This window comes from Mycobacterium sp. RTGN4 (genome assembly GCF_033804635.1).
In the GTDB taxonomy this organism is placed as follows: domain Bacteria; phylum Actinomycetota; class Actinomycetes; order Mycobacteriales; family Mycobacteriaceae; genus Mycobacterium.
The window spans coordinates 106987-123867 of sequence record NZ_JAPZLB010000018.1 but is presented as its reverse complement, the minus strand read 5'-3'; the positions used below and the strand labels follow the sequence as shown (position 1 = coordinate 123867).

Annotated in this window: 21 protein-coding genes; 14 read left to right on the top strand and 7 right to left on the bottom strand. The window is 65.6% G+C overall.

Translation table 11 applies throughout. The features are described 5' to 3' along the window. Positions 1-145 precede the first annotated feature (145 nt). The 5 genes from SLQ30_RS29225 (at position 146) to SLQ30_RS29205 (ending at position 4121) form a co-directional block, all read left to right on the top strand. Complete coding sequence (locus SLQ30_RS29225; protein WP_319450327.1) at positions 146-1666, top strand: FAD-dependent monooxygenase; 1521 nt, start codon at positions 146-148, stop codon at positions 1664-1666. Then, a complete protein-coding gene (locus tag SLQ30_RS29220; protein WP_319450328.1) occupies positions 1663-2328 on the top strand; it encodes a TetR family transcriptional regulator in 666 nt (221 codons plus the stop codon). The genes SLQ30_RS29225 and SLQ30_RS29220 overlap by 4 nt, the downstream gene beginning before the upstream one ends. Next, on the top strand, positions 2328-2984 hold the full coding sequence (locus tag SLQ30_RS29215; protein ID WP_319450329.1) for a hemerythrin domain-containing protein: 657 nt from the start codon (positions 2328-2330) through the stop codon (positions 2982-2984). The genes SLQ30_RS29220 and SLQ30_RS29215 overlap by 1 nt, the downstream gene beginning before the upstream one ends. A gap of 142 nt (positions 2985-3126) precedes the next feature. After that, positions 3127-3528 carry a hypothetical protein gene (locus SLQ30_RS29210; protein ID WP_319450330.1) on the top strand — a complete coding sequence of 134 codons (402 nt, stop codon included), beginning with the start codon at positions 3127-3129 and terminating at the stop codon, positions 3526-3528. A 257-nt stretch (positions 3529-3785) separates the two neighbouring features. After that, positions 3786-4121, top strand: coding sequence for a hypothetical protein (locus tag SLQ30_RS29205; protein WP_319450331.1), 336 nt, complete (start codon positions 3786-3788; stop codon positions 4119-4121). On the opposite strand, the gene SLQ30_RS29200 is transcribed toward SLQ30_RS29205, so the two are convergent. Further along, the gene (locus tag SLQ30_RS29200; protein ID WP_319450332.1) at positions 4097-4996 is read right to left on the bottom strand and encodes an SDR family NAD(P)-dependent oxidoreductase; all 900 of its coding nucleotides are present in this window, start codon (positions 4994-4996) and stop codon (positions 4097-4099) included. The two genes, SLQ30_RS29205 and SLQ30_RS29200, sit on opposite strands and share 25 nt — an antisense overlap. 51 nt (positions 4997-5047) lie before the next feature. Between SLQ30_RS29200 and SLQ30_RS29195 the strand changes: the two genes are divergently transcribed. The 4 genes from SLQ30_RS29195 to SLQ30_RS29180 all read left to right on the top strand — a co-directional run bounded on the left by SLQ30_RS29195 (position 5048) and on the right by SLQ30_RS29180 (position 6746). After that, positions 5048-5629 (top strand): TetR/AcrR family transcriptional regulator, encoded by a 582-nt coding sequence (locus SLQ30_RS29195; protein WP_319450333.1) that lies wholly within the window; start codon positions 5048-5050, stop codon positions 5627-5629. Between the two features lie 40 nt (positions 5630-5669). Further along, positions 5670-5975, top strand: a complete 306-nt coding sequence (locus SLQ30_RS29190; protein ID WP_319450334.1) for a hypothetical protein — start codon at positions 5670-5672, stop codon at positions 5973-5975. A 48-nt stretch (positions 5976-6023) separates the two neighbouring features. After that, the gene (locus tag SLQ30_RS29185; protein WP_319450335.1) at positions 6024-6239 is read left to right on the top strand and encodes a hypothetical protein; all 216 of its coding nucleotides are present in this window, start codon (positions 6024-6026) and stop codon (positions 6237-6239) included. A 66-nt stretch (positions 6240-6305) separates the two neighbouring features. Continuing rightward, positions 6306-6746, top strand: a complete 441-nt coding sequence (locus SLQ30_RS29180; RefSeq protein WP_319450336.1) for a nitroreductase family deazaflavin-dependent oxidoreductase — start codon at positions 6306-6308, stop codon at positions 6744-6746. Positions 6747-6760: 14 nt separating this feature from the next. Here SLQ30_RS29180 and SLQ30_RS29175 read toward each other — a convergent pair whose 3' ends face one another. The 5 genes from SLQ30_RS29175 to SLQ30_RS29155 form a co-directional block, all read right to left on the bottom strand. Then, positions 6761-9091 carry a Tex family protein gene (locus SLQ30_RS29175; RefSeq protein ID WP_319450337.1) on the bottom strand — a complete coding sequence of 777 codons (2331 nt, stop codon included), beginning with the start codon at positions 9089-9091 and terminating at the stop codon, positions 6761-6763. Between the two features lie 38 nt (positions 9092-9129). Further along, positions 9130-9588 (bottom strand): flavodoxin family protein, encoded by a 459-nt coding sequence (locus SLQ30_RS29170; RefSeq protein ID WP_319450338.1) that lies wholly within the window; start codon positions 9586-9588, stop codon positions 9130-9132. Between the two features lie 133 nt (positions 9589-9721). Continuing rightward, positions 9722-9955 (bottom strand): hypothetical protein, encoded by a 234-nt coding sequence (locus tag SLQ30_RS29165; RefSeq protein ID WP_319450339.1) that lies wholly within the window; start codon positions 9953-9955, stop codon positions 9722-9724. 74 nt (positions 9956-10029) lie between these two features. After that, entirely contained in the window at positions 10030-10290 is a 261-nt protein-coding gene (locus SLQ30_RS29160) for a hypothetical protein (RefSeq protein WP_319450340.1), read from the bottom strand. Positions 10291-10392: 102 nt separating this feature from the next. Next, the gene (locus tag SLQ30_RS29155) at positions 10393-11949 is read right to left on the bottom strand and encodes a protein kinase domain-containing protein (RefSeq protein ID WP_319450341.1); all 1557 of its coding nucleotides are present in this window, start codon (positions 11947-11949) and stop codon (positions 10393-10395) included. 389 nt (positions 11950-12338) lie between these two features. Here SLQ30_RS29155 and SLQ30_RS29150 point away from each other — a divergent pair, with 389 nt between their 5' ends. The 3 genes from SLQ30_RS29150 (at position 12339) to SLQ30_RS29140 (ending at position 14215) form a co-directional block, all read left to right on the top strand. Further along, complete coding sequence (locus tag SLQ30_RS29150; RefSeq protein ID WP_319450342.1) at positions 12339-13118, top strand: alpha/beta hydrolase; 780 nt, start codon at positions 12339-12341, stop codon at positions 13116-13118. A gap of 105 nt (positions 13119-13223) precedes the next feature. Then, positions 13224-13541 carry a hypothetical protein gene (locus tag SLQ30_RS29145; protein WP_319450343.1) on the top strand — a complete coding sequence of 106 codons (318 nt, stop codon included), beginning with the start codon at positions 13224-13226 and terminating at the stop codon, positions 13539-13541. 197 nt (positions 13542-13738) lie between these two features. Next, entirely contained in the window at positions 13739-14215 is a 477-nt protein-coding gene (locus tag SLQ30_RS29140) for a hypothetical protein (RefSeq protein ID WP_319450344.1), read from the top strand. 115 nt (positions 14216-14330) lie between these two features. Here SLQ30_RS29140 and SLQ30_RS29135 read toward each other — a convergent pair whose 3' ends face one another. Further along, on the bottom strand, positions 14331-15044 hold the full coding sequence (locus SLQ30_RS29135; protein WP_319450345.1) for a chitin-binding protein: 714 nt from the start codon (positions 15042-15044) through the stop codon (positions 14331-14333). Positions 15045-15333: 289 nt separating this feature from the next. Between SLQ30_RS29135 and SLQ30_RS29130 the strand changes: the two genes are divergently transcribed. Further along, positions 15334-16125: a DUF4239 domain-containing protein gene (locus SLQ30_RS29130; RefSeq protein WP_319450346.1), complete on the top strand. Its 792-nt coding sequence runs from the start codon at positions 15334-15336 to the stop codon at positions 16123-16125. 40 nt (positions 16126-16165) lie between these two features. Then, positions 16166-16879: a cutinase family protein gene (locus SLQ30_RS29125; RefSeq protein WP_319450347.1), complete on the top strand. Its 714-nt coding sequence runs from the start codon at positions 16166-16168 to the stop codon at positions 16877-16879. The last annotated feature ends 2 nt before the right edge of the window (positions 16880-16881 follow it).

Here is a 16881-nt window from a genome sequence, read left to right as displayed (position 1 = left end):
ACCGGGGATTGACTAAGAGGAGTCTTGAAGCTTGCCGAATCGTTGGACCTGCTTCTGCTCGGCCAATCCATAGGAATCAGCGCGATAGTGGCCTTTCCGGAGGGCGCCCTTTGTGGTTAGTCCACTAACATGTTAGCGTAATAACATGTCGATGGAGTCAGGTTCTGCGGGTGTCGTCGTCGTCGGCGCGGGGCCCAGTGGCTTAGTGGCTTCATCGGCGCTCCGCGCGGCCGGCGTTGACGTTCGGACGCTCGATGCCGCACCGGCTCCGGCGACCACGTCACGAGCGCTGGGTTTGCAGCCGCGCGGTATCGAGGTGCTCGATCGAATCGGTGCCCTCGGAAGCCTAAGGGAAAGCGCTGTGCCGTTGTCGCGCTCGATATTTCGGATCAACGGTCGGTACCTCGTGGAGCTGTCGTGGGTCAACGCTGGTCGGTCGGGACCCGCCTTTCCGTTGATCATCTCGCAGGCCGACATCGAAGCGTCGCTGCGCAATCGCCTCACCGCAGCTGGTGGGACGGTGGAGTGGAACCAGCGTGTTGTGAGTGTCGACGACACCGGTGAGCGCGCCTCGGCGCGACTCGCCGACGGGACGGTCATACACGCCGATTGGGTGATAGGCGCCGATGGCGCGCACAGCATAGTGCGCAAAGCCGCCGGCATCGATTTCCCGGGTGTACCGCGCGTCGAACGGCTCCTCATCGCCGATGTTTGTGCCGACCTCGACAGCCCACGAGACGCTGTGGTGTTCTTCGCCGGTCCGACGGGTCTGCTGGGGGCCTTTCCTCTGCCGGGTGACAACGTGTGGCGGCTGATGGCTCCGGCGCCCGGAGCGGATCGCACCGATCTGCCGCCGGAGGCGATCCTCGGTGCACTCGAGGCTGGCTTGGCGCAGCACGCGGGCGGTGTCGTCCGATCGGTTGCGTGGGCATCGTCGTTTCGGGTGCATCGCCGGCTGGCCGACAGCTACCGGCGCGGCAGACTGCTGCTGGTTGGGGACGCCGCACACATCCACAGTCCCGTGGGCGCGCAGGGATTGAACACCGGAATCGGTGACGCCGAGAACCTCGCGTGGAAACTCACACTCGTCATGAACGGACGCGCACACGAAGACTTGCTCGATAGCTACGAGGCCGAGCGGCGGCCGATCGCGGCGGAAGTGCTGTCGAATACTGGCGACGTCACCGACATCCTGGCGGGCACCGGGCTCATGACGCGGCTGATTCGTGATCACGCCATGGTGCCGATTCTGCGCCGGCGATGGGTGCAGCGGCATATCGCGGACAAGGCCTCGCAGTTGTCCGTGACCTATCGCAAGGGGCCGCTCGGTAGCACGCGTCGACTACGCGCATGCGGTATCCGCTCACCAGGACTTCGTCCGGGTGACAGGGTGCCGGACGCCGAATTTACCTGTGAGAACGGGGATGTGGCGCGGCTGTTCACCTTGCTTGGGCCCGGCTGGGCCCTGCTTGGCCGAGATACGCTGGGTGCGGTGGCGAAGGCTCGACTCGGTGACGTTGCGGTCCTACCCGGCGATGACGATGCCCTTCTGGTGCGGCCAGATGGCCATCTCGCTTGGCGCGGGCGCGACCCCGGAAAGCTTGCAGAATGGCTTGACATCACGTTGGGTCAATCGTGTGTCGTCAGAGCGGTGTCGGCGCGGTGACGAACGACGACTGGCGCAGCCGTAAGAAAGCGGCCACCCGCAGGTCGATCCAGGAACACGCGCTACACCTGTTCGCCGAAAATGGATACGACAACACAACAGTCGAAGACATTGCCGCGGCTGCGGGCGTGTCGCACATGACGTTCTTCCGCTATTTCCCCCGCAAGGAAAACGTCGTCCAGACACGTGAGTACGACCCGATGATTGAGGAACTCATCGTCGACCGACCACCGCACGAGTCACCATTGGCGGCAATAGGCGCCGCGTTGTCCACCAGTATGGCGGCGATCCTGCCGACGGACCGCCATAGGATTCTCACGCGTGTTCGTCTCATGATGAGTACACCCCAGCTGCGAGCCCTTCAGTTGATCGCAATGGACGAGACTCGCGATCTGTTCGTGCGTTCCCTCGCACGACGCAACGGTCAAGCCCAAAGCGATTTTGCGCTGGCCGTCCACGCGAGGGTCGCCGTTGCCGTGTTGGTCGCTGCATTGGAAGCCTGGGCACAGACAGACTGCGAGGATCTCGTAGCGATCGTGGAATCGGCGTTCAGCGCCGCCGAAACTGCCACGGCGTCTCGACCTCCGGATCCTATGTCCAGCCGCACCATTCGTTCCCCGAGATCTGCACGCATTGCCGAGCCTCGGCGGAGGAGTATGTGATGACATCGACCGCCGCGTTCGAAATGGCGATGGTGCATCGCGCCTTCCGCAACGAGTTACACGGTGTTCCGGCACTGATCAATAGCGTCCGTGCCGAGGATGCGAAACGCGCTGCGGTCGTCAACGCGCATCTGAGCTTCATTGGTGTCCTGCTGCATCACCATCATGCAGCCGAAGACGACCTGATCTGGCCGAAGCTCCATGCCCGGGCGCCGGTGGGTGACCACAACATCTGCCGCATGGAGGCCGAACACCGCGCCATCGCGGCAGGCATCGACACGGCAAAAGCCACAGGCTGGGTATGGGCGAAAACGGGTGCGCCGTCGGCGGCGGAGCGGCTGCGGACCGCAGTCGATGAATTGATCGGACTTGTCGACGTGCACCTTGACGACGAGGAACGCGACGTCGTTCCGTTGATCGAGGAGTACATCACCGCCCCCGAATGGAAGAAGGCAACCGCGCGTGGTTCGTCGATTCTGCGCACTCATCCCAGGTTGGGACTGGTCTTCGCGGGTTGCATGCTCGAAGGGGTGTCCGACGAAGACAAGCACCGCTTCCTTGCCGGTGTCCCGTCGGCCGCGAAGATCATGTGGCAACTGGCCGGCACGCGTACCTATGAAGGTTACCGCGCAAGGCTCAACGGCCCAGCGCTATAAAACCGTCCAACTAAGCGACTCACATGACGAGGTGCCGTCCGCAAACTCGCCAGGAGCCGGACCCGTAACTGGCCCACGGCAATCGAAATGCCCGCCTCTGAGCGACAATGGCTCGGAGGCGGATGATGAAGGACGAGACACGGTGACACAGGCATCCGACTCACCCCACCGCAACAACACCCCAAGGAAGGGCGCCGACGACCTGTTGCGAGACCAATTGCTTCGTGACCTGGTGGGCGAATGCTTGTCGCTCAGCCATATCGATTCCGTGGTCGCAAATAGTTACGCAGCCGACTCTGCCACCACGCGCCAAGTGCGACTCATGGCCACCATAGGGTCGTTGCTCACCGAAAGGCTGCTGGTGGTTGGCGACATCGTCGGCGGCAGCAACGAACGAGTGGAACCATGGAAAGTCCCAATTGTGCAGGCGGTGGCACGCCTGCACGAACGTTACGTCACTAACTACGATGACTGGGAAAAATGGGGCTGGACAACGTGGTTCGCCCTCACTGAATTGGGCGAGCGCGCAGCGGAGGCCCTGTAGACGCAGCGGGAGAGCGTCGTCCAACCCGACTCCCTTCGCCCGCCTTCTGCTCCCGTTTTAGTAGCGGGTACGTAAAGCCCCCGGTCTCACTTGCACCCGCCATTTTCATGATCGAAACGGACCAACCTTCGGCCGCGAAGCTTCTAGCCTCATGGTGTTTCTACTTCACTGGGTCAAATTGTTGGGATCGGTAGCGAACCCGACGCTCTGTACTTGCCACACCAGCCACCATCTAGTCGCACCGAAAGGAATCCACCATGAAGGCAGCTCAGACCGTGAGGCGGATCGTTGTCGCGGCACTGCTGTCGGGCGGCGTCGTGGTCGCCGGCCTGGTTCTGTCAACGGGTACCGCAAACGCCGGTTACTCGGGGCCGTACACGTGGTGCCCTCCTGGCCAGGGTCCGTCCCACGCATTGCCGGCCGACGACAACGAAGTCCATTGGAACCAGCACGTCTGCCACACCTTTTACAGCGTCGACTGGGGCCAGGGCAACGTGTATCCGAACATCTACGAGGGTGACAACCCGCCGGGACCACCGACCCGGCCGCCCTTCAATTGCGGACTGTTCTATTGCCAGGACCCCGGAAGCTGATTCGTCTCAACGACTTTCGTCTTCGGAAAGTGCGGACGCAGACCGACGGCAAGCACGCGGTCAAGTACCCGGTCGGGCAGGAAGCGCGCCATGCGGGTGATTACTGCGGCGTCGCGACCGACGGCGTAGCGCGTACGCGGCTTGCGCGCCGTGACCGCCTTGGCGATCACCTTGGCCGCGGCGTCAGCGGGCAAGCCCGAGTCTGTGGACGACGCGGCCTGCGCGTTGACGGCATGCACTAGCCCGCCGTAGCGCTGGGCTTGCTCGGCCGTCATCGCCGACGTCGAATCTTGGGCGGAGGCCACCGCCCGGCCGAGCATCTCCGTACGCACGGCGCCCGGTTCGACGACGACCACCCGGACGCCGGACGGGGCGAGTTCGCGCCGCAGGGAATCGCTGACCGCCTCGAGCGCGAACTTCGTGCCCGCATACGGACCATAGGCGGCCATCGCGATCTTGCCGCCCACGGAGCTGATGTTCACCACCCGACCCCTGCTGCGGATCAGCGCCGGCAGCAGCGCCTGGGTGACGGCGATCTGGCCGAAGAGGTTGACCTCGAACATGTTTCGCCACTCGTCGATCGCATACGTCTCGACCGGCACGTTAACCTGGATAGCGGCGTTGTTCACCAGCGCCCGCAACGCCCGGCCCTGCGGGTCGCCCTGCACGCGAGCCGCCAGCGCCGCGATGTGCTCCGGGTTAGTGACGTCGATGATCACCGGCTCGATACCCGGTCCGCGGATCGCGTCGGCGTCCCGGTCGCGCCGGACACCCGCGAGCACGTGGAACCCGCGCCGGGCCAATTCGCGTGCCGTGGCCGCACCGATGCCGGTGGACGCTCCGGTTACAACCACGATTTCAGGTGACGCTGTCATCTTAATGAAACTACCCGTTCAGATGACATTGTCAACTAAAGTGGGTGAACCATGAGCCGCACCGAGTCCGCCGCCGCCACGCGCCGCGCCCTACTCGACGAGGCCGCCGCACTGCTCGACAGCGGAGGTCCCGACGCCGTCACGCTGCGCGAGGTGGGCGCCCGGGCAGGGGTGAGCCGCGGTGCGCCCTACCGGCACTTCGCCGAGAAGGAAAGCCTGCTGACCGCGATCGCCGCCGAAAGTTGGGAACGCATAGGCGATCTCATGCACGCGCTGCAGACCGACCCGCGACTACTACCCGCCGACAGGCTGCGCGCCGCGCTCACCGACGTCATCACCGTCAGCCGCCAGCAGCCGTACCTCTACCAGTTGATGTTCACCGCACCGGCAGGCGACCCGGCCGCGGTGGTCCGGGCCGCGCAACGCATGTGCGACGAATTCCTCGCCATCGTCGTCGAAGTCGTCGGCGACCAGCACGCCCAGCGCTATGCGGCCATCTTGCTCACCGGCGTGCACGGGGCCGCCGGTCTGGAGTCGAGTGGGCTGCTGCACACCGACAAGTGGCACACCACCGCCGACGAACTCGTCGACGCCCTACTCGTCATGGTCGCCGAGGCCGAGCGCCGCGACTAGCCCCGCGACTTGTCGGATGGCCGCGGCATGATGCCTGCCCATGAGTCGGAAGACGAACAGTGGCGGCGGACTGGGCGCCGTCATCGGGGTGCTGTTCGTGATCGGACTGATCATCAAGTTCATCTGGTGGATCGTCGGCGCACTGGCGGTGGTGGCGGCCTGCTACGTGATCAGAGCCGTGGTGCGGCAAGGAAACGCCGCCGCGGCCGCACGGAATCAGCGGATGGCCGAAATCGCCGCCCGGGCCGACCAACAACACAACTGGGTCATGCAGGGCGACGACCGAGGTACCTACGGACCCGATGGTGCGCCATTCATGCGGTTCATCCGCGGCACGGCGAGTTAGCCACGGGCGTCCCCGCGCTGTCAGCATTTGCAGGCAAGATGGCTAACGGTGGACATCTCGGATCTGACGACACACTTCGCCCATGCACCGGCATCCGCGACCGCTGCAGTCGTCGCGGCGTGGTTGGTCTGGCGGTTGTGGAGGCGACTGTTACGTGCCGTCGTCGCATGCGTCGTCGTCGGTGCCGTTGTCTACCTGGCATTCCCTCAGGTGATGCCGCACCTCGTTCAAGAGGTTCACGGCATCACCACCAGCGATCGGTGAGCACTTACCCGTCGCGCACCTTCAACGAATGGGAATAGACGGCGCGACCACGTAGCTCTGCTTATCGTGGCTGAGAAACCCGATCCCGAGACGCTAAAGACACTGAACGGCAACATCACCGACGAGTTTCGCGCCAACGCCGGCAAGGTCGGCGGGCGATTCGAAGGCAATGACCTGTTGCTACTGACTACGACGGGTGCGAAGTCCGGCGAGCCGCGGGTCTCGCCGCTGGTGGCGTTTCGCATCGACGGCAAGCTACTGATCGTCGCTGGTTACGGCGGGGCCGACGTCAACCCGGGGTGGGTGCACAACCTGCGAGCCAACCCGCGTGCGCACGTTGAGGTCGACACCGACTCGTTCGACGTGGTCACGCGCGAGCTCGACCCATCCGAACGTGAGGTTGTCATCGCCAAGATCAACGTGACCACGCCTGCATTCGCGTACTCGAACTATCAATCGAAAACCACGCGCACCATCCCGATATTCGAGCTTGAGAAGGAAGCCTGATCGGCGTCACCGACCTACTTGCCGAAGCCGGCGTCCCGCAGCGCCTGCCCCAATGATCCCATCGGCTGGGCTGACTCCCGTCGACCAGAGTCGTTGCCGCGCGCCGGGTTTGGCCGCTTCTGTCGACTCTGGTCGTTGCGATTGCCTTGCCCGCGTTTCGGCTCGTCCTTGAGCCGCATGGTCAGTCCGATCCGCTGACGATCCACGTCCACCTCGACGACCTTGACCCGCACCACCTGCCCCGACCTCACCACCTCGTGCGGATCGGACACGAACCGATCGGCCATCGCGGAGACGTGCACGAGCCCGTCCTGATGAACGCCGACGTCCACGAACGCGCCGAAGGCAGCGACGTTGGTCACGACGCCTTCGAGCACCATGCCCGCCTTGAGATCGCCCACCTTCTCCACGCCAGCCGCGAACGTGGCCGTCGAGAACGCCGGCCGCGGGTCACGTCCGGGCTTCTCCAGTTCGGCCAAAATATCGGTGACGGTGGGGATGCCGAACCGGTCGTCGGCGAAGTCCGCGGGCTTCAGGGAGCGTAACGAGCGCTCGTTGCCGATGAGCTCGGCGAGCTTGAGCCCCGACCGGTCCAGGATCTTGCGGACCACGGGGTACGCCTCGGGGTGTACGCCGGACGAGTCCAGCGGGTCGTCGCCGTCGGTGATCCGCAGGAAGCCCGCACACTGCTCGAATGCCTTGGGCCCCAACCGCGGAACCTTCAGCAGCGCCTTGCGGTTGCGGAAGGGTCCGGTCTGCTCGCGGTGAGCGACGATGCCCTCTGCCAACGATTCGGTGACCCCGGAAACCCGCGCGAGCAGCGGGACGGATGCGGTGTTCAGGTCGACGCCGACCGCGTTCACGGCGTCTTCGACGACGGCGTCCAGGCTGCGCGCGAGCGTCCCCGGCGTCACGTCGTGCTGGTACTGCCCAACGCCGATCGACTTCGGCTCGATCTTCACCAGTTCGGCCAGCGGATCCTGCAGTCGCCGCGCGATCGACACCGCGCCCCGCAGCGTGACGTCGAGTTCGGGTAGCTCGCGCGCGGCGTACTCCGAGGCCGAGTAGACCGAGGCGCCCGCCTCGCTCACCATGGCCTTCGTGGGCGGTACGACACCCGCGGCCTTGATGTCGGCGATGAGTTCGGCTGCCAGCGCATCGGTTTCGCGCGACGCGGTGCCGTTTCCGACGGCGATCAACTCGACGTCGTGGCGCGCGACCAGCGCCGCCAGGATCGCCTTGGCCGCGTCCCACTTCTGCTGCGGCTGATGCGGAAATATCGCGCAGGTGTCGACGACCTTGCCGGTGTCGTCGACGACGGCCACCTTGACTCCGGTGCGGAAGCCCGGGTCCAGCCCGAGCGTCGTGCGCGTGCCTGCCGGCGCCGCGAGCAAGAGGTCCCCGAGGTTCCTGGCGAACACGTCCACCGCATCCAACTCGGCGCGCTGACGTAGCCGCATGCGGGCATCAACGGATGCCGAGATCATCAGCTTGACCCGCCACGCCAACCGCACGGTGGTGGCCAGCCACGGCGTCGCCGCCGCCTTCGACGTCAGGTTGACGCCAAGCGACTGGGCGACCATCACCTGGTAGACCTCGTCCTCGCCACCGTTGAGACTGACCGCCAGCACCTGCTCCTTCTCACCGCGCATGACGGCGAGCACCCGGTGGCTTGGCATGGCCTCCAGCGGTTCGGAGTATTCGAAGTAGTCGCGGAACTTCTGTCCCGCAGGGCTTTTAGCCACGTCTTCCGACAACGGGGCGGTGCGCAGCGCGCCGTCCTTCCAGAACTTTTCCCGGACGGTGCCGACGAGTTCGGCGTCCTCGGCCACCCGCTCGATGATGATGTGGCGGGCCCCGTCGAGCGCCGCGTCGGCGTCGGCCACGTCCGCGCCGAGGAATCCCGCGGCGGCATCCTCGGGAACCAGCGTCGGATCGGCGAGCAGCTGGTCGGCAAGCGGCTCGAGGCCGGCTTCGCGCGCGATCTGCGCCTTGGTACGCCGCTTGGTTTTGTACGGCAGGTAGATGTCCTCGACCCGTGACTTGGTGTCGGCCGTCAGCAGCGCGGTGCGCAGTTCGTCGGTGAGCTTGCCCTGCTCTTCGATGGAGGCGAGCACCGCGTCCCGGCGTTGGTCGAGTTCGCGCAGATACACCAGGCGCTCCGCGAGCGTGCGCAGCTGGCCGTCGTCCAGGCTGCCGGTGACCTCCTTGCGGTATCGCGCGATGAAGGGCACGGTCGAACCCTCGTCGAGCAGCCGGACGGTAGCTGCTACCTGGGCCTCGCGTACTGCGAGTTCCTCAGCGAGACGGGCGTTTACGGATTTCACGGTCGGGCTCGGGGTCACCCGAAGACCCTACCCAATGCCTCGGACGAGTCCGGTGCTCATGTCGCGAGTTGCGTGGCGAACGCTCGTGCTGCTGCGAGGTCGCTGTCGTTGGGACGGCCCTTGCCGACGCCGCCAAGCAATTTGAATGGCCCCCACGTGTCGACGCCCCGGCACGTGAAAATGCCGGCGAGACGGAATCCGTTGGCTTCGAGGACCCGCCCAAGCGTTCGGGTATAGCGCCGAAACGGCGGCTCCGGCAGACCGCTCGTTGCGAACACGAATGCGTCGCGTCCTGTCATGTCCGGCAGGCTGCGAATGCACTCTGCGAGGCGCTGGTCGAAGTTCAGCCAATAGATTCCCGAGCCAAACCCGATCCGGTCGGCTTGAGCGAGGACGTCAGGCGTGGCCTGCTCAGGACTCAACACGCGAGCATCGAGCACCTCGCCAAGAGCGTCGGCAACCCGTCGGGTGTTGCCGTGCGGAGACTTGGATGACGTCACGATGATTGTCGTCATGGTGCACCTCTCTGATTCGATGCGGCGGAGGAACCACACCCGTCGCATGAGCACCGCCAACGCGATATCACTGGTGATACTGCATTCGGGGACCGACTACGGCATTGATGCTCTTCTCGGACTGCGAGCGGGATTAGAGCTGACCCAGCGGTCGGCAGACATTGGATAGCCCGTTCCAGTACTCACCGGGCGCACAGTTGTCCGCCGGACGCGGCGACTGGCAGGTGTTGGTGATCGGATCCCAGAATTGCCCGTTCACGCAGTTGAGCGGCTCTGCCGAACCGATGCCGGCGCTGAACAGCGACACGGCGGCGATGGGAGCGGCCGCAACCGCGGCGATGGTCGTACGGCGTAGAAAATTTCGCATGTAATTGATCTTGCCCTAAAACGCGAATTCTCAAACGCGGCCCAGGACAGAACCATTCGTCGTGCGTATGTGAGTCAGCCGGCGGCAGGCGGGCCGCCGTGTGCGGGGGTGGCCGTCGGCGCCGGCGTGGCCTTCACTGGCGGCGTGAAGAGGTTGCCGCCGGTGGGGTTGATGCTCTTCTCGGTGGCCGACGGACTCGTCGACGTGGTGGGCGTCGTGGTGCTCGAGGGACCGCTGGGTCCGTTACCGCCGCAGGCGGTCAACGCTCCCATCGAGACAACGGCAGCGATGCCAAGGCTCGCGGCGACGCGGCGAGTAAGCCGACCTTTCCTCATAGCCAGTCCAATCTGTGCTGCAGGAATGCTGAGAATGACGTGGACTGAATGTAGCGTCCGAAACCGCCAAGTCAATGGTTGTTCCGCCATTGAAGCCACCCGCTAGTCCGCGCCGCCGTACTCCAGCGCCGGCTCCGACGAATCCACATGCCCGTTGCTCGAGATGGTCAGCTCGTCGGGCCGCACTTGGTAGTGCGCACCGTCGGCCGGGTTGACGACGTCGAATCCACCGCCGCTGGGAGTCGCATTGGCCAATTGCAGGTTGGCCCCGTCGGCCAAGCGTTCACCGTGGTAGTAGTAGCTGCCCGGCGTCGACTCGCATACCACCGCCAACGACGACGCGGTTCTGATCGCCGCCGCGACGGTGCTGCCCGAATCGCAGCGCGCCGCATGACCGACGAACCCCTGCGCGTCGGTATCCGCCATACCGGCAAGGGGCGCCCCGCTCGTCGACGGCGAGGTGGTCGTCGACGTCGTGGATGGCGTGGTCGTCACCGTCGTCGTGACGGTTGACGGCGTCGTCGACTCGGTGGGCGCTGCTGACGGTGTCGGCGCGGCCAGCGTGCTTGGCGGCGTGGAGAAGCCGTTGCCCCCAGTGAAGACCAACGTTGCGGCCAATATCCCCGCGAGTGCGAACATGGCGATAGTCCCGAGCAGCAACGCCCACTGCGTCTTGCTGAACCGTGACTTGCGGACCTCGACGGCCTCTGCCGGAGAGACGGGCGGCGGCTGGTACGGCGTGTACGGGCTCGGCCGCGCCGCCGCGAACTCCCGCGTACTCGGCGGCGGAGTCGGGCGTACCGGTTGAGCCATCGGCGCGGGGCTGCCACGCAGGGCGACGGCGGCGGCCTTGGCCAGCTCGCCCGCCGAGCCGTATCGGTCGGCGGGGTTCTTGGCCATGCCCTTGGCGACAACGTCGTCGAATGCGCTGACTCCGGGCCGGTAGGCGCTCGGCCGCGGCGGCGCGGCGAACATGTGCGCACTCATCACCTGGCGTAGATCCCCCGCCTCGAACGGCGCGCGACCGGTCAGGCACTCGAACAACAGGCACGTCAGCGAGTACACGTCCGACGGCGGGCCGCCGGTCTTGCCGCTCAGTCGCTCGGTGGCCATGTAGGCGCACGAGCCGATGACGAGCCCCGTCTTGGTCACCGTCGCCTCACCGCCGCCGTACGCGATGCCGAAGTCGACCAGGTAGGCGAAGTCGTCCGGCGTCAGCAGCACGTTCTCGGGCTTGATGTCGCGGTGCACCAGGTCGTTGGCGTGCGCGGCGTCGAGTGCGGCGGCAACCTGGGTGATGATCGCGACCGTGCGGGCCGGCGGCAGCGCGCCGTGCGCCCGCAGTTCGTCCTTCACGCTGGGCCCCTCGACCAGCCGCATGTCGATGTAGAGCACGCCGTCGATGTCGCCGAAGTCGTGCACCGGGATGACGTGCGGCTCCTGCAGCCGGGCCGCAATGCGCGATTCACGCCGGAAGCGGGCCTGGTAACTCGGATCGGCTGCGACGTCGGTCCTCAGCAGCTTGAGCGCCACCAAACGCTCACGCACCGTGTCGTAGGCGCGGTAGACCTCGCCCATTCCGCCGATGCCGATCACCGACTGCAACTCGTAGGGCCCGAATTGCGTGCCCAAACGCGAGCCGACACCCGGGGAACCCATATGCGTTCTTCCACCCTTCGCGACGAGATTTGTTGGCGACCACGCTGGTCAGCCCGTCAGCACTGACGGAGTGTTCCCGCATACTGTCCCGCTCAACCCGCGCCCCGCGACGGGTGACGTGCGACGACACCGAAGTCGTAGCAGCACAAGCCAATTGCCCAGTGATCAGCGTACACGTGATGCGAGGACCCGTCCGAACGACGAGCCCAGCTACCGCCGCGACCGCAGTGCAGCACGGGTGCTACCGGTGCTCGCAAAGTCACTGTGTCGCGCGTGGGCAGACACTGTGAAGCCGCTGTCCGAGCGCGAGCAGATCAATAACGAACTCTGAAGTCGATATCGCCGGTGATACTGAGTCCAGAACACGTGTGGCGAGCGGGGGGACGCTGATGCTGGAAGTCATCGACAAGGGTCACGTCACGGAGGCGCACCCGTCGCCGTTGCTGTTCGTCCACGGCGGATGTCACGCCGCGTGGTGCTGGGACGAACACTTCCTCGACTACTTCGCGAGTCACGGCTTCCGCGCCGTCGCGGTGAGCTTCCGAGCCCACGGCGGCAGTGGCTCCAACAAGCCGCTCACGAAACTCTCGGTGGCCGACTACGTCGACGACGTACGCACCGCTGCCGACGAACTCGACAGTGAACCGATTGTGATCGGCCATTCGCTTGGCGGCTTCACCCTGCAGCATTACCTCGCGCGGTATGACGCGCCCGCGGGAGTGCTGATGGCCTCGCTTCCCCCGAGGGGCGTGCTCGCGTGCGCGCTCCGGGTGTGGCTCAAACACCCTTGGATCTCGATGCGCGCCAACACGTTCGGCGAGATGAAGGAAGTCTTCACGCGGCTCCCCCGCGAATCATTGTTCTGCCAGCACACGCCGCAGGCGATCGTCGATGCCACCGCCGCACGCTGCGAGAACGAGAGCCTGCGCGCGTCGTTCGTCGACTCGGGCTTCCGGCTGCCCAAACCCGCGCGAGTGCGAGCACCGATGCTGGTGCTCGGCGGCGAGGACGACGGGACCATCACCAACGCCGAGGTACGAGCCACGGCACGCGCCTACGGGACGACCGCCGAACTCTTTCCGCGGATGGGCCACAACATGATGGTCGAACCGGGCTGGCCGGACGTCGCCGAGCGCATCTGCGGCTGGCTGGCGGGCAGAGGCCTCTAGCACGTTAGTTTTCGCGGGCCTTCAAAAAAGTGTGGGAACGCGTCGTACCGGTTGCTCCTACCTGTGAACGCGGCACACGGGCTGCGACAAACCGAAGGAGCAACCATGAACGCCACCACCTTCCGCACCATCGTCAGCGCGGGCGTCGGCGCCGCCGCCATCGCCGCAGGGGCGCTGACGCTGAGCGCACCGGCCTCGGCCGCCACTAGCATCCAGCAGTCCTGCGAACAGCACCCCGGCTCGTACGCCGCGGGCGCGGTCAAGGGCGTGTACAGCACTGTGAAGCGCGGCTGGGATCGCGACCAGATCTGCAAGGTCTACGACGCCAACGGCAAGCTGCTCGGCACGACCACGGTGACCGACTATTACTACTACCGGCTCGCCGGACCCATCGCGCCGCCGCCGGTGAAGTCTGCGGTCTGACCTACTGGCGGGGCCGGCCGGACGAGTCCGGTCGGCTTCGCCGTGGTCACCACCCGGACTCTTCGACATGTGGACTAGTGAAGTCACTGGGCCACAGCAGATCTCGGTATCGCGCGGCGAACTCGAGTCCGTCGTGTCGTAGTCGACGAAATTGCAGATAACGCCCCGCGGACCACCTCGCGTCCTACCGTGAACTCATGTCAGAAGCGATCGAACTCTCGCACCCACCCGAAGCACTGCTTCGCGCGTTCAACCCCGTCCTGCACCTCGCGCTGCGCACACCCCTGGGCTCCGCGCTAAAGGACTTCATGGTCGTCAGCTTCACCGGCCGCAAGTCTGGACGCCACTTCTCGGTGCCCGTCAGCGCGCACCGCGTCGGCGACGACCTGTACGTCCTGCTCAGTGCTGGGTGGAAGTACAACTTCCGCGACGGCGCGCCGGCGGACGTGCTCTACGCGGGCAAGACCACGGCGATGCAGGGGTACCTGATCACCGACGCGGCAGCCGTCGCCGAACTGGGCCACCGGGTCGCGGATTCATACGGGCCGAAGAAGGCCCAACGCTCAATGGGACTGAAGTTCCGCGACGGCACGGTACCCACGATCCCCGAGTTCACCGCGGCCTCGAACCGGCTCGGCCTCGCCGCCATCCGGTTGACCTCGTCGCCGAATTGAATACTGGTCCGGCAGCTTTCGCGCTTCACGGTCCGAGCTGACGTCGAAGTGCCCAGCTCTGAGCGACAGTGTCGCTCAGAGCTGGGCACTAGGACCCTATTGCCAACTGTCGGGGTCAGAATGGAAGTGGAATCCAGATCCCGAAGAAGTAGAAGCCCCACTGGTTGTAGCCCTGATCCCAGATTGGCTGCTCCTGGAAGCCCCAATAGTTGATCGGCGGCGGGGGCGGTCCCCACGCGGGTGGCAGCGGTCCGATCCACGGCGGAGGCGGCGGTGCACCCCAGCCCCACGGCGCGGGTCCGTCGCCCCAGGGCGCTCCGTGCCAGCGCCCATGCCAGTCGTTGTCACCGGGATTCCACGGCGGACGCCAGTCGTGATTGCCGGGTCCACCACCGTGGAAGTCACCGGGTCCACCACCATGGAAGTCAGGTCCACCTGGGCCGCCACCATGGAAGTCACCCGGTCCGCCACCGTGGAAATCGGGCCCACCTGGCCCGCCTGGGCCCCCGTGCCCACCGGGTCCACCTGGGCCGCCACCAGGGAAGTCGGGCGGTGGTCCATCGTGCCCACCAGGTCCACCAGGTCCACCGGGTCCCCCGTGCCCACCAGGTCCACCAGGCCCACCGGGTCCGCGTCCTTGCGGAGGACCTTCTGGTCCGCGACCGCCGCCACCTCCGCCGCCACCACCTGGCCCACCGCACTGAGCACCTGGAGCTCCGCATGGACCTCCAGGTGGGGCCGCGTTGGCGACCCCGGCTTGGAAACCGATGGTGGTGATGCCGAGCGCGCAGCCAACCGCTGCGGTGGCGATCCTTTGTCTGAGTTTCATGTCATAGGCCTTTCGCATCGAGCGATGCCCCCAACCCGTAAGCAAAGCTAAGTAACCAACCTGTGAAAGAGCTATGCGCCCGCTAGCTAGCACATGTGTCCCCGATCGCTAGGGCACACCACATCGAAAGTCGCTGCAAGGTGGGCACTTTGAAGCGCCGAAGTTCTACTCATGCCACCACCGGTCCCGCGCGACATCTGACGGCGCCCATCGTCATCAGCGCGTTTGCACCGATTCGAGCAAGGGCGCAGCAATACTGGATCTCCGCGCGACCAAGGGAGTGGTGCCCATGCTCTGGCTTCTGCAGCTGCCTGCCCCACTTCTCGGGACCGTCACGGTGGCGGTCGTGATCGCACTGTCGGTCGGCGGGCTGATCGTGTTCCGGAAAACGGTGTCGCACACCCGGCTCGAGAATGCGAATGCGGTCTCCGGTCAGGTCTTTCAGCTCGCAGGCGTGCTGTATGCGGTGCTCGTCGCCTTCGTCGTGGTCGTGGTGTGGGAACAGTTCGGCGACGCCGAGAATGCCACCGTGGCCGAGGCCAGCGCCGTCGCCGACCTGCTCCGGGATTCCACGGCCATCCCCGCGGCGTACCGACCGGAAGTGCAGCGCAGCCTCCTCGCGTACGACGACGACGTGATCAACGACGAATTTCCGCGCATGAGCCGCGGCGAGACGATCGAAGAGGAGTCCGACCACACGACCGAGCTCTGGAACGCCTTCCTCAAGGTCCAGCCGGAGACCCGCAACGAGATCGCCTTCTTCGACCACGACATCGTCAAGTTGAACGACCTCAGCGCCAACCGCAAGCTACGGGTTTCGACAGGCGAGTCGGCGATTCCCGGTGAGCTCTGGGTGCTGCTCATCGGTGGCGGTGCCGTGGTGATGGCGTTCACCTTCCTGTTCGGCACGCGGGATCTCCTGGTTCATGCCTGTGCCGTGGCGCTGACGGCCGGCCTGATGGGCTTCGTCATGTATCTGATCTTCGCGCTCGAGCATCCGTTCGTCGGCGCGCTGTCGGTGAAGCCCGACCCGTACGTCAACGTGCTCCAAATCTGGAAGGAAGACCAGCCATCGAAGTAAGTCACGGTTAAGCCGGCAAACACAGGGGTACTTTCGCCAGATGAGAACTAGCCACGTAACACGGGTACTCGGGGCGGCGGTCGTCGCCACCGGAGCAACCCTCGTCTGCACTTCCGTACCGCCCGCGTCGGCCGCACCCTGCCCCGACGTGGAGGTCATCTTCGCGCGCGGGACCGACGAGCCACCCGGCGTTGGCAACGTCGGCCAGGCACTCGTGGACGCGTTGCGCGCGCAACTGGGTCCGAAGTCGGTCGACGTATACCCCGTCGACTACGCGGCCAGCAGCGACTTCACCAACCGCGAGGCGTTCGCTGAAACGGTCATCGCCGGCGTCAGGGACGCCGGGGCGCACGTGCAGTCCACCGCAACGAACTGTCCCAACACAAGGATCGTGCTGGGCGGCTACTCCCAGGGCGCCGTCGTCGCCGGATACGTCACGGCGGCCGAAGCGCCGGCCGGCGTGCCCGCATCGTTGGTGCCGGCGCCGCTGCCGCCCAAGCTGGCCGACCACGTCGCCGCAGTCACGTTGTTCGGCAAGCCATCGCCGGCGTTTCTCACGCAGTACGACGCCCCGGACCTGACCATCGGCCCGAACTATGTGTCCAAGACCATCACCCTGTGCGCACAGGGTGACACCATCTGCGACGGCTCGCCGGGCGGCCTACCGACGATGGCGCACATTTCTTACCCGTTCAACGGAATGGCCGGTCAGGCAGCGGGATTCGTCGCCGACCACATGGCGCCCACCACCTGAGC

Excerpts from the sequence above, each read along its gene's own strand:
- SLQ30_RS29225 (WP_319450327.1), top strand. The coding sequence starts at position 146 with ATGTCGATGGAGTCAGGTTCTGCGGGTGTCGTCGTCGTCGGCGCGGGG.
- SLQ30_RS29215 (WP_319450329.1), top strand. The coding sequence starts at position 2,328 with ATGACATCGACCGCCGCGTTCGAAATGGCGATGGTGCATCGCGCCTTC.
- SLQ30_RS29205 (WP_319450331.1), top strand. The coding sequence starts at position 3,786 with ATGAAGGCAGCTCAGACCGTGAGGCGGATCGTTGTCGCGGCACTGCTG.
- SLQ30_RS29200 (WP_319450332.1), bottom strand. The coding sequence starts at position 4,996 with ATGACAGCGTCACCTGAAATCGTGGTTGTAACCGGAGCGTCCACCGGC.
- SLQ30_RS29195 (WP_319450333.1), top strand. The coding sequence starts at position 5,048 with ATGAGCCGCACCGAGTCCGCCGCCGCCACGCGCCGCGCCCTACTCGAC.
- SLQ30_RS29190 (WP_319450334.1), top strand. The coding sequence starts at position 5,670 with ATGAGTCGGAAGACGAACAGTGGCGGCGGACTGGGCGCCGTCATCGGG.
- SLQ30_RS29170 (WP_319450338.1), bottom strand. The coding sequence starts at position 9,588 with ATGACGACAATCATCGTGACGTCATCCAAGTCTCCGCACGGCAACACC.
- SLQ30_RS29165 (WP_319450339.1), bottom strand. The coding sequence starts at position 9,955 with ATGCGAAATTTTCTACGCCGTACGACCATCGCCGCGGTTGCGGCCGCT.
- SLQ30_RS29160 (WP_319450340.1), bottom strand. The coding sequence starts at position 10,290 with ATGAGGAAAGGTCGGCTTACTCGCCGCGTCGCCGCGAGCCTTGGCATC.
- SLQ30_RS29155 (WP_319450341.1), bottom strand. The coding sequence starts at position 11,949 with ATGGGTTCCCCGGGTGTCGGCTCGCGTTTGGGCACGCAATTCGGGCCC.
- SLQ30_RS29150 (WP_319450342.1), top strand. The coding sequence starts at position 12,339 with ATGCTGGAAGTCATCGACAAGGGTCACGTCACGGAGGCGCACCCGTCG.
- SLQ30_RS29145 (WP_319450343.1), top strand. The coding sequence starts at position 13,224 with ATGAACGCCACCACCTTCCGCACCATCGTCAGCGCGGGCGTCGGCGCC.
- SLQ30_RS29140 (WP_319450344.1), top strand. The coding sequence starts at position 13,739 with ATGTCAGAAGCGATCGAACTCTCGCACCCACCCGAAGCACTGCTTCGC.
- SLQ30_RS29135 (WP_319450345.1), bottom strand. The coding sequence starts at position 15,044 with ATGAAACTCAGACAAAGGATCGCCACCGCAGCGGTTGGCTGCGCGCTC.
- SLQ30_RS29130 (WP_319450346.1), top strand. The coding sequence starts at position 15,334 with ATGCTCTGGCTTCTGCAGCTGCCTGCCCCACTTCTCGGGACCGTCACG.
- SLQ30_RS29125 (WP_319450347.1), top strand. The coding sequence starts at position 16,166 with ATGAGAACTAGCCACGTAACACGGGTACTCGGGGCGGCGGTCGTCGCC.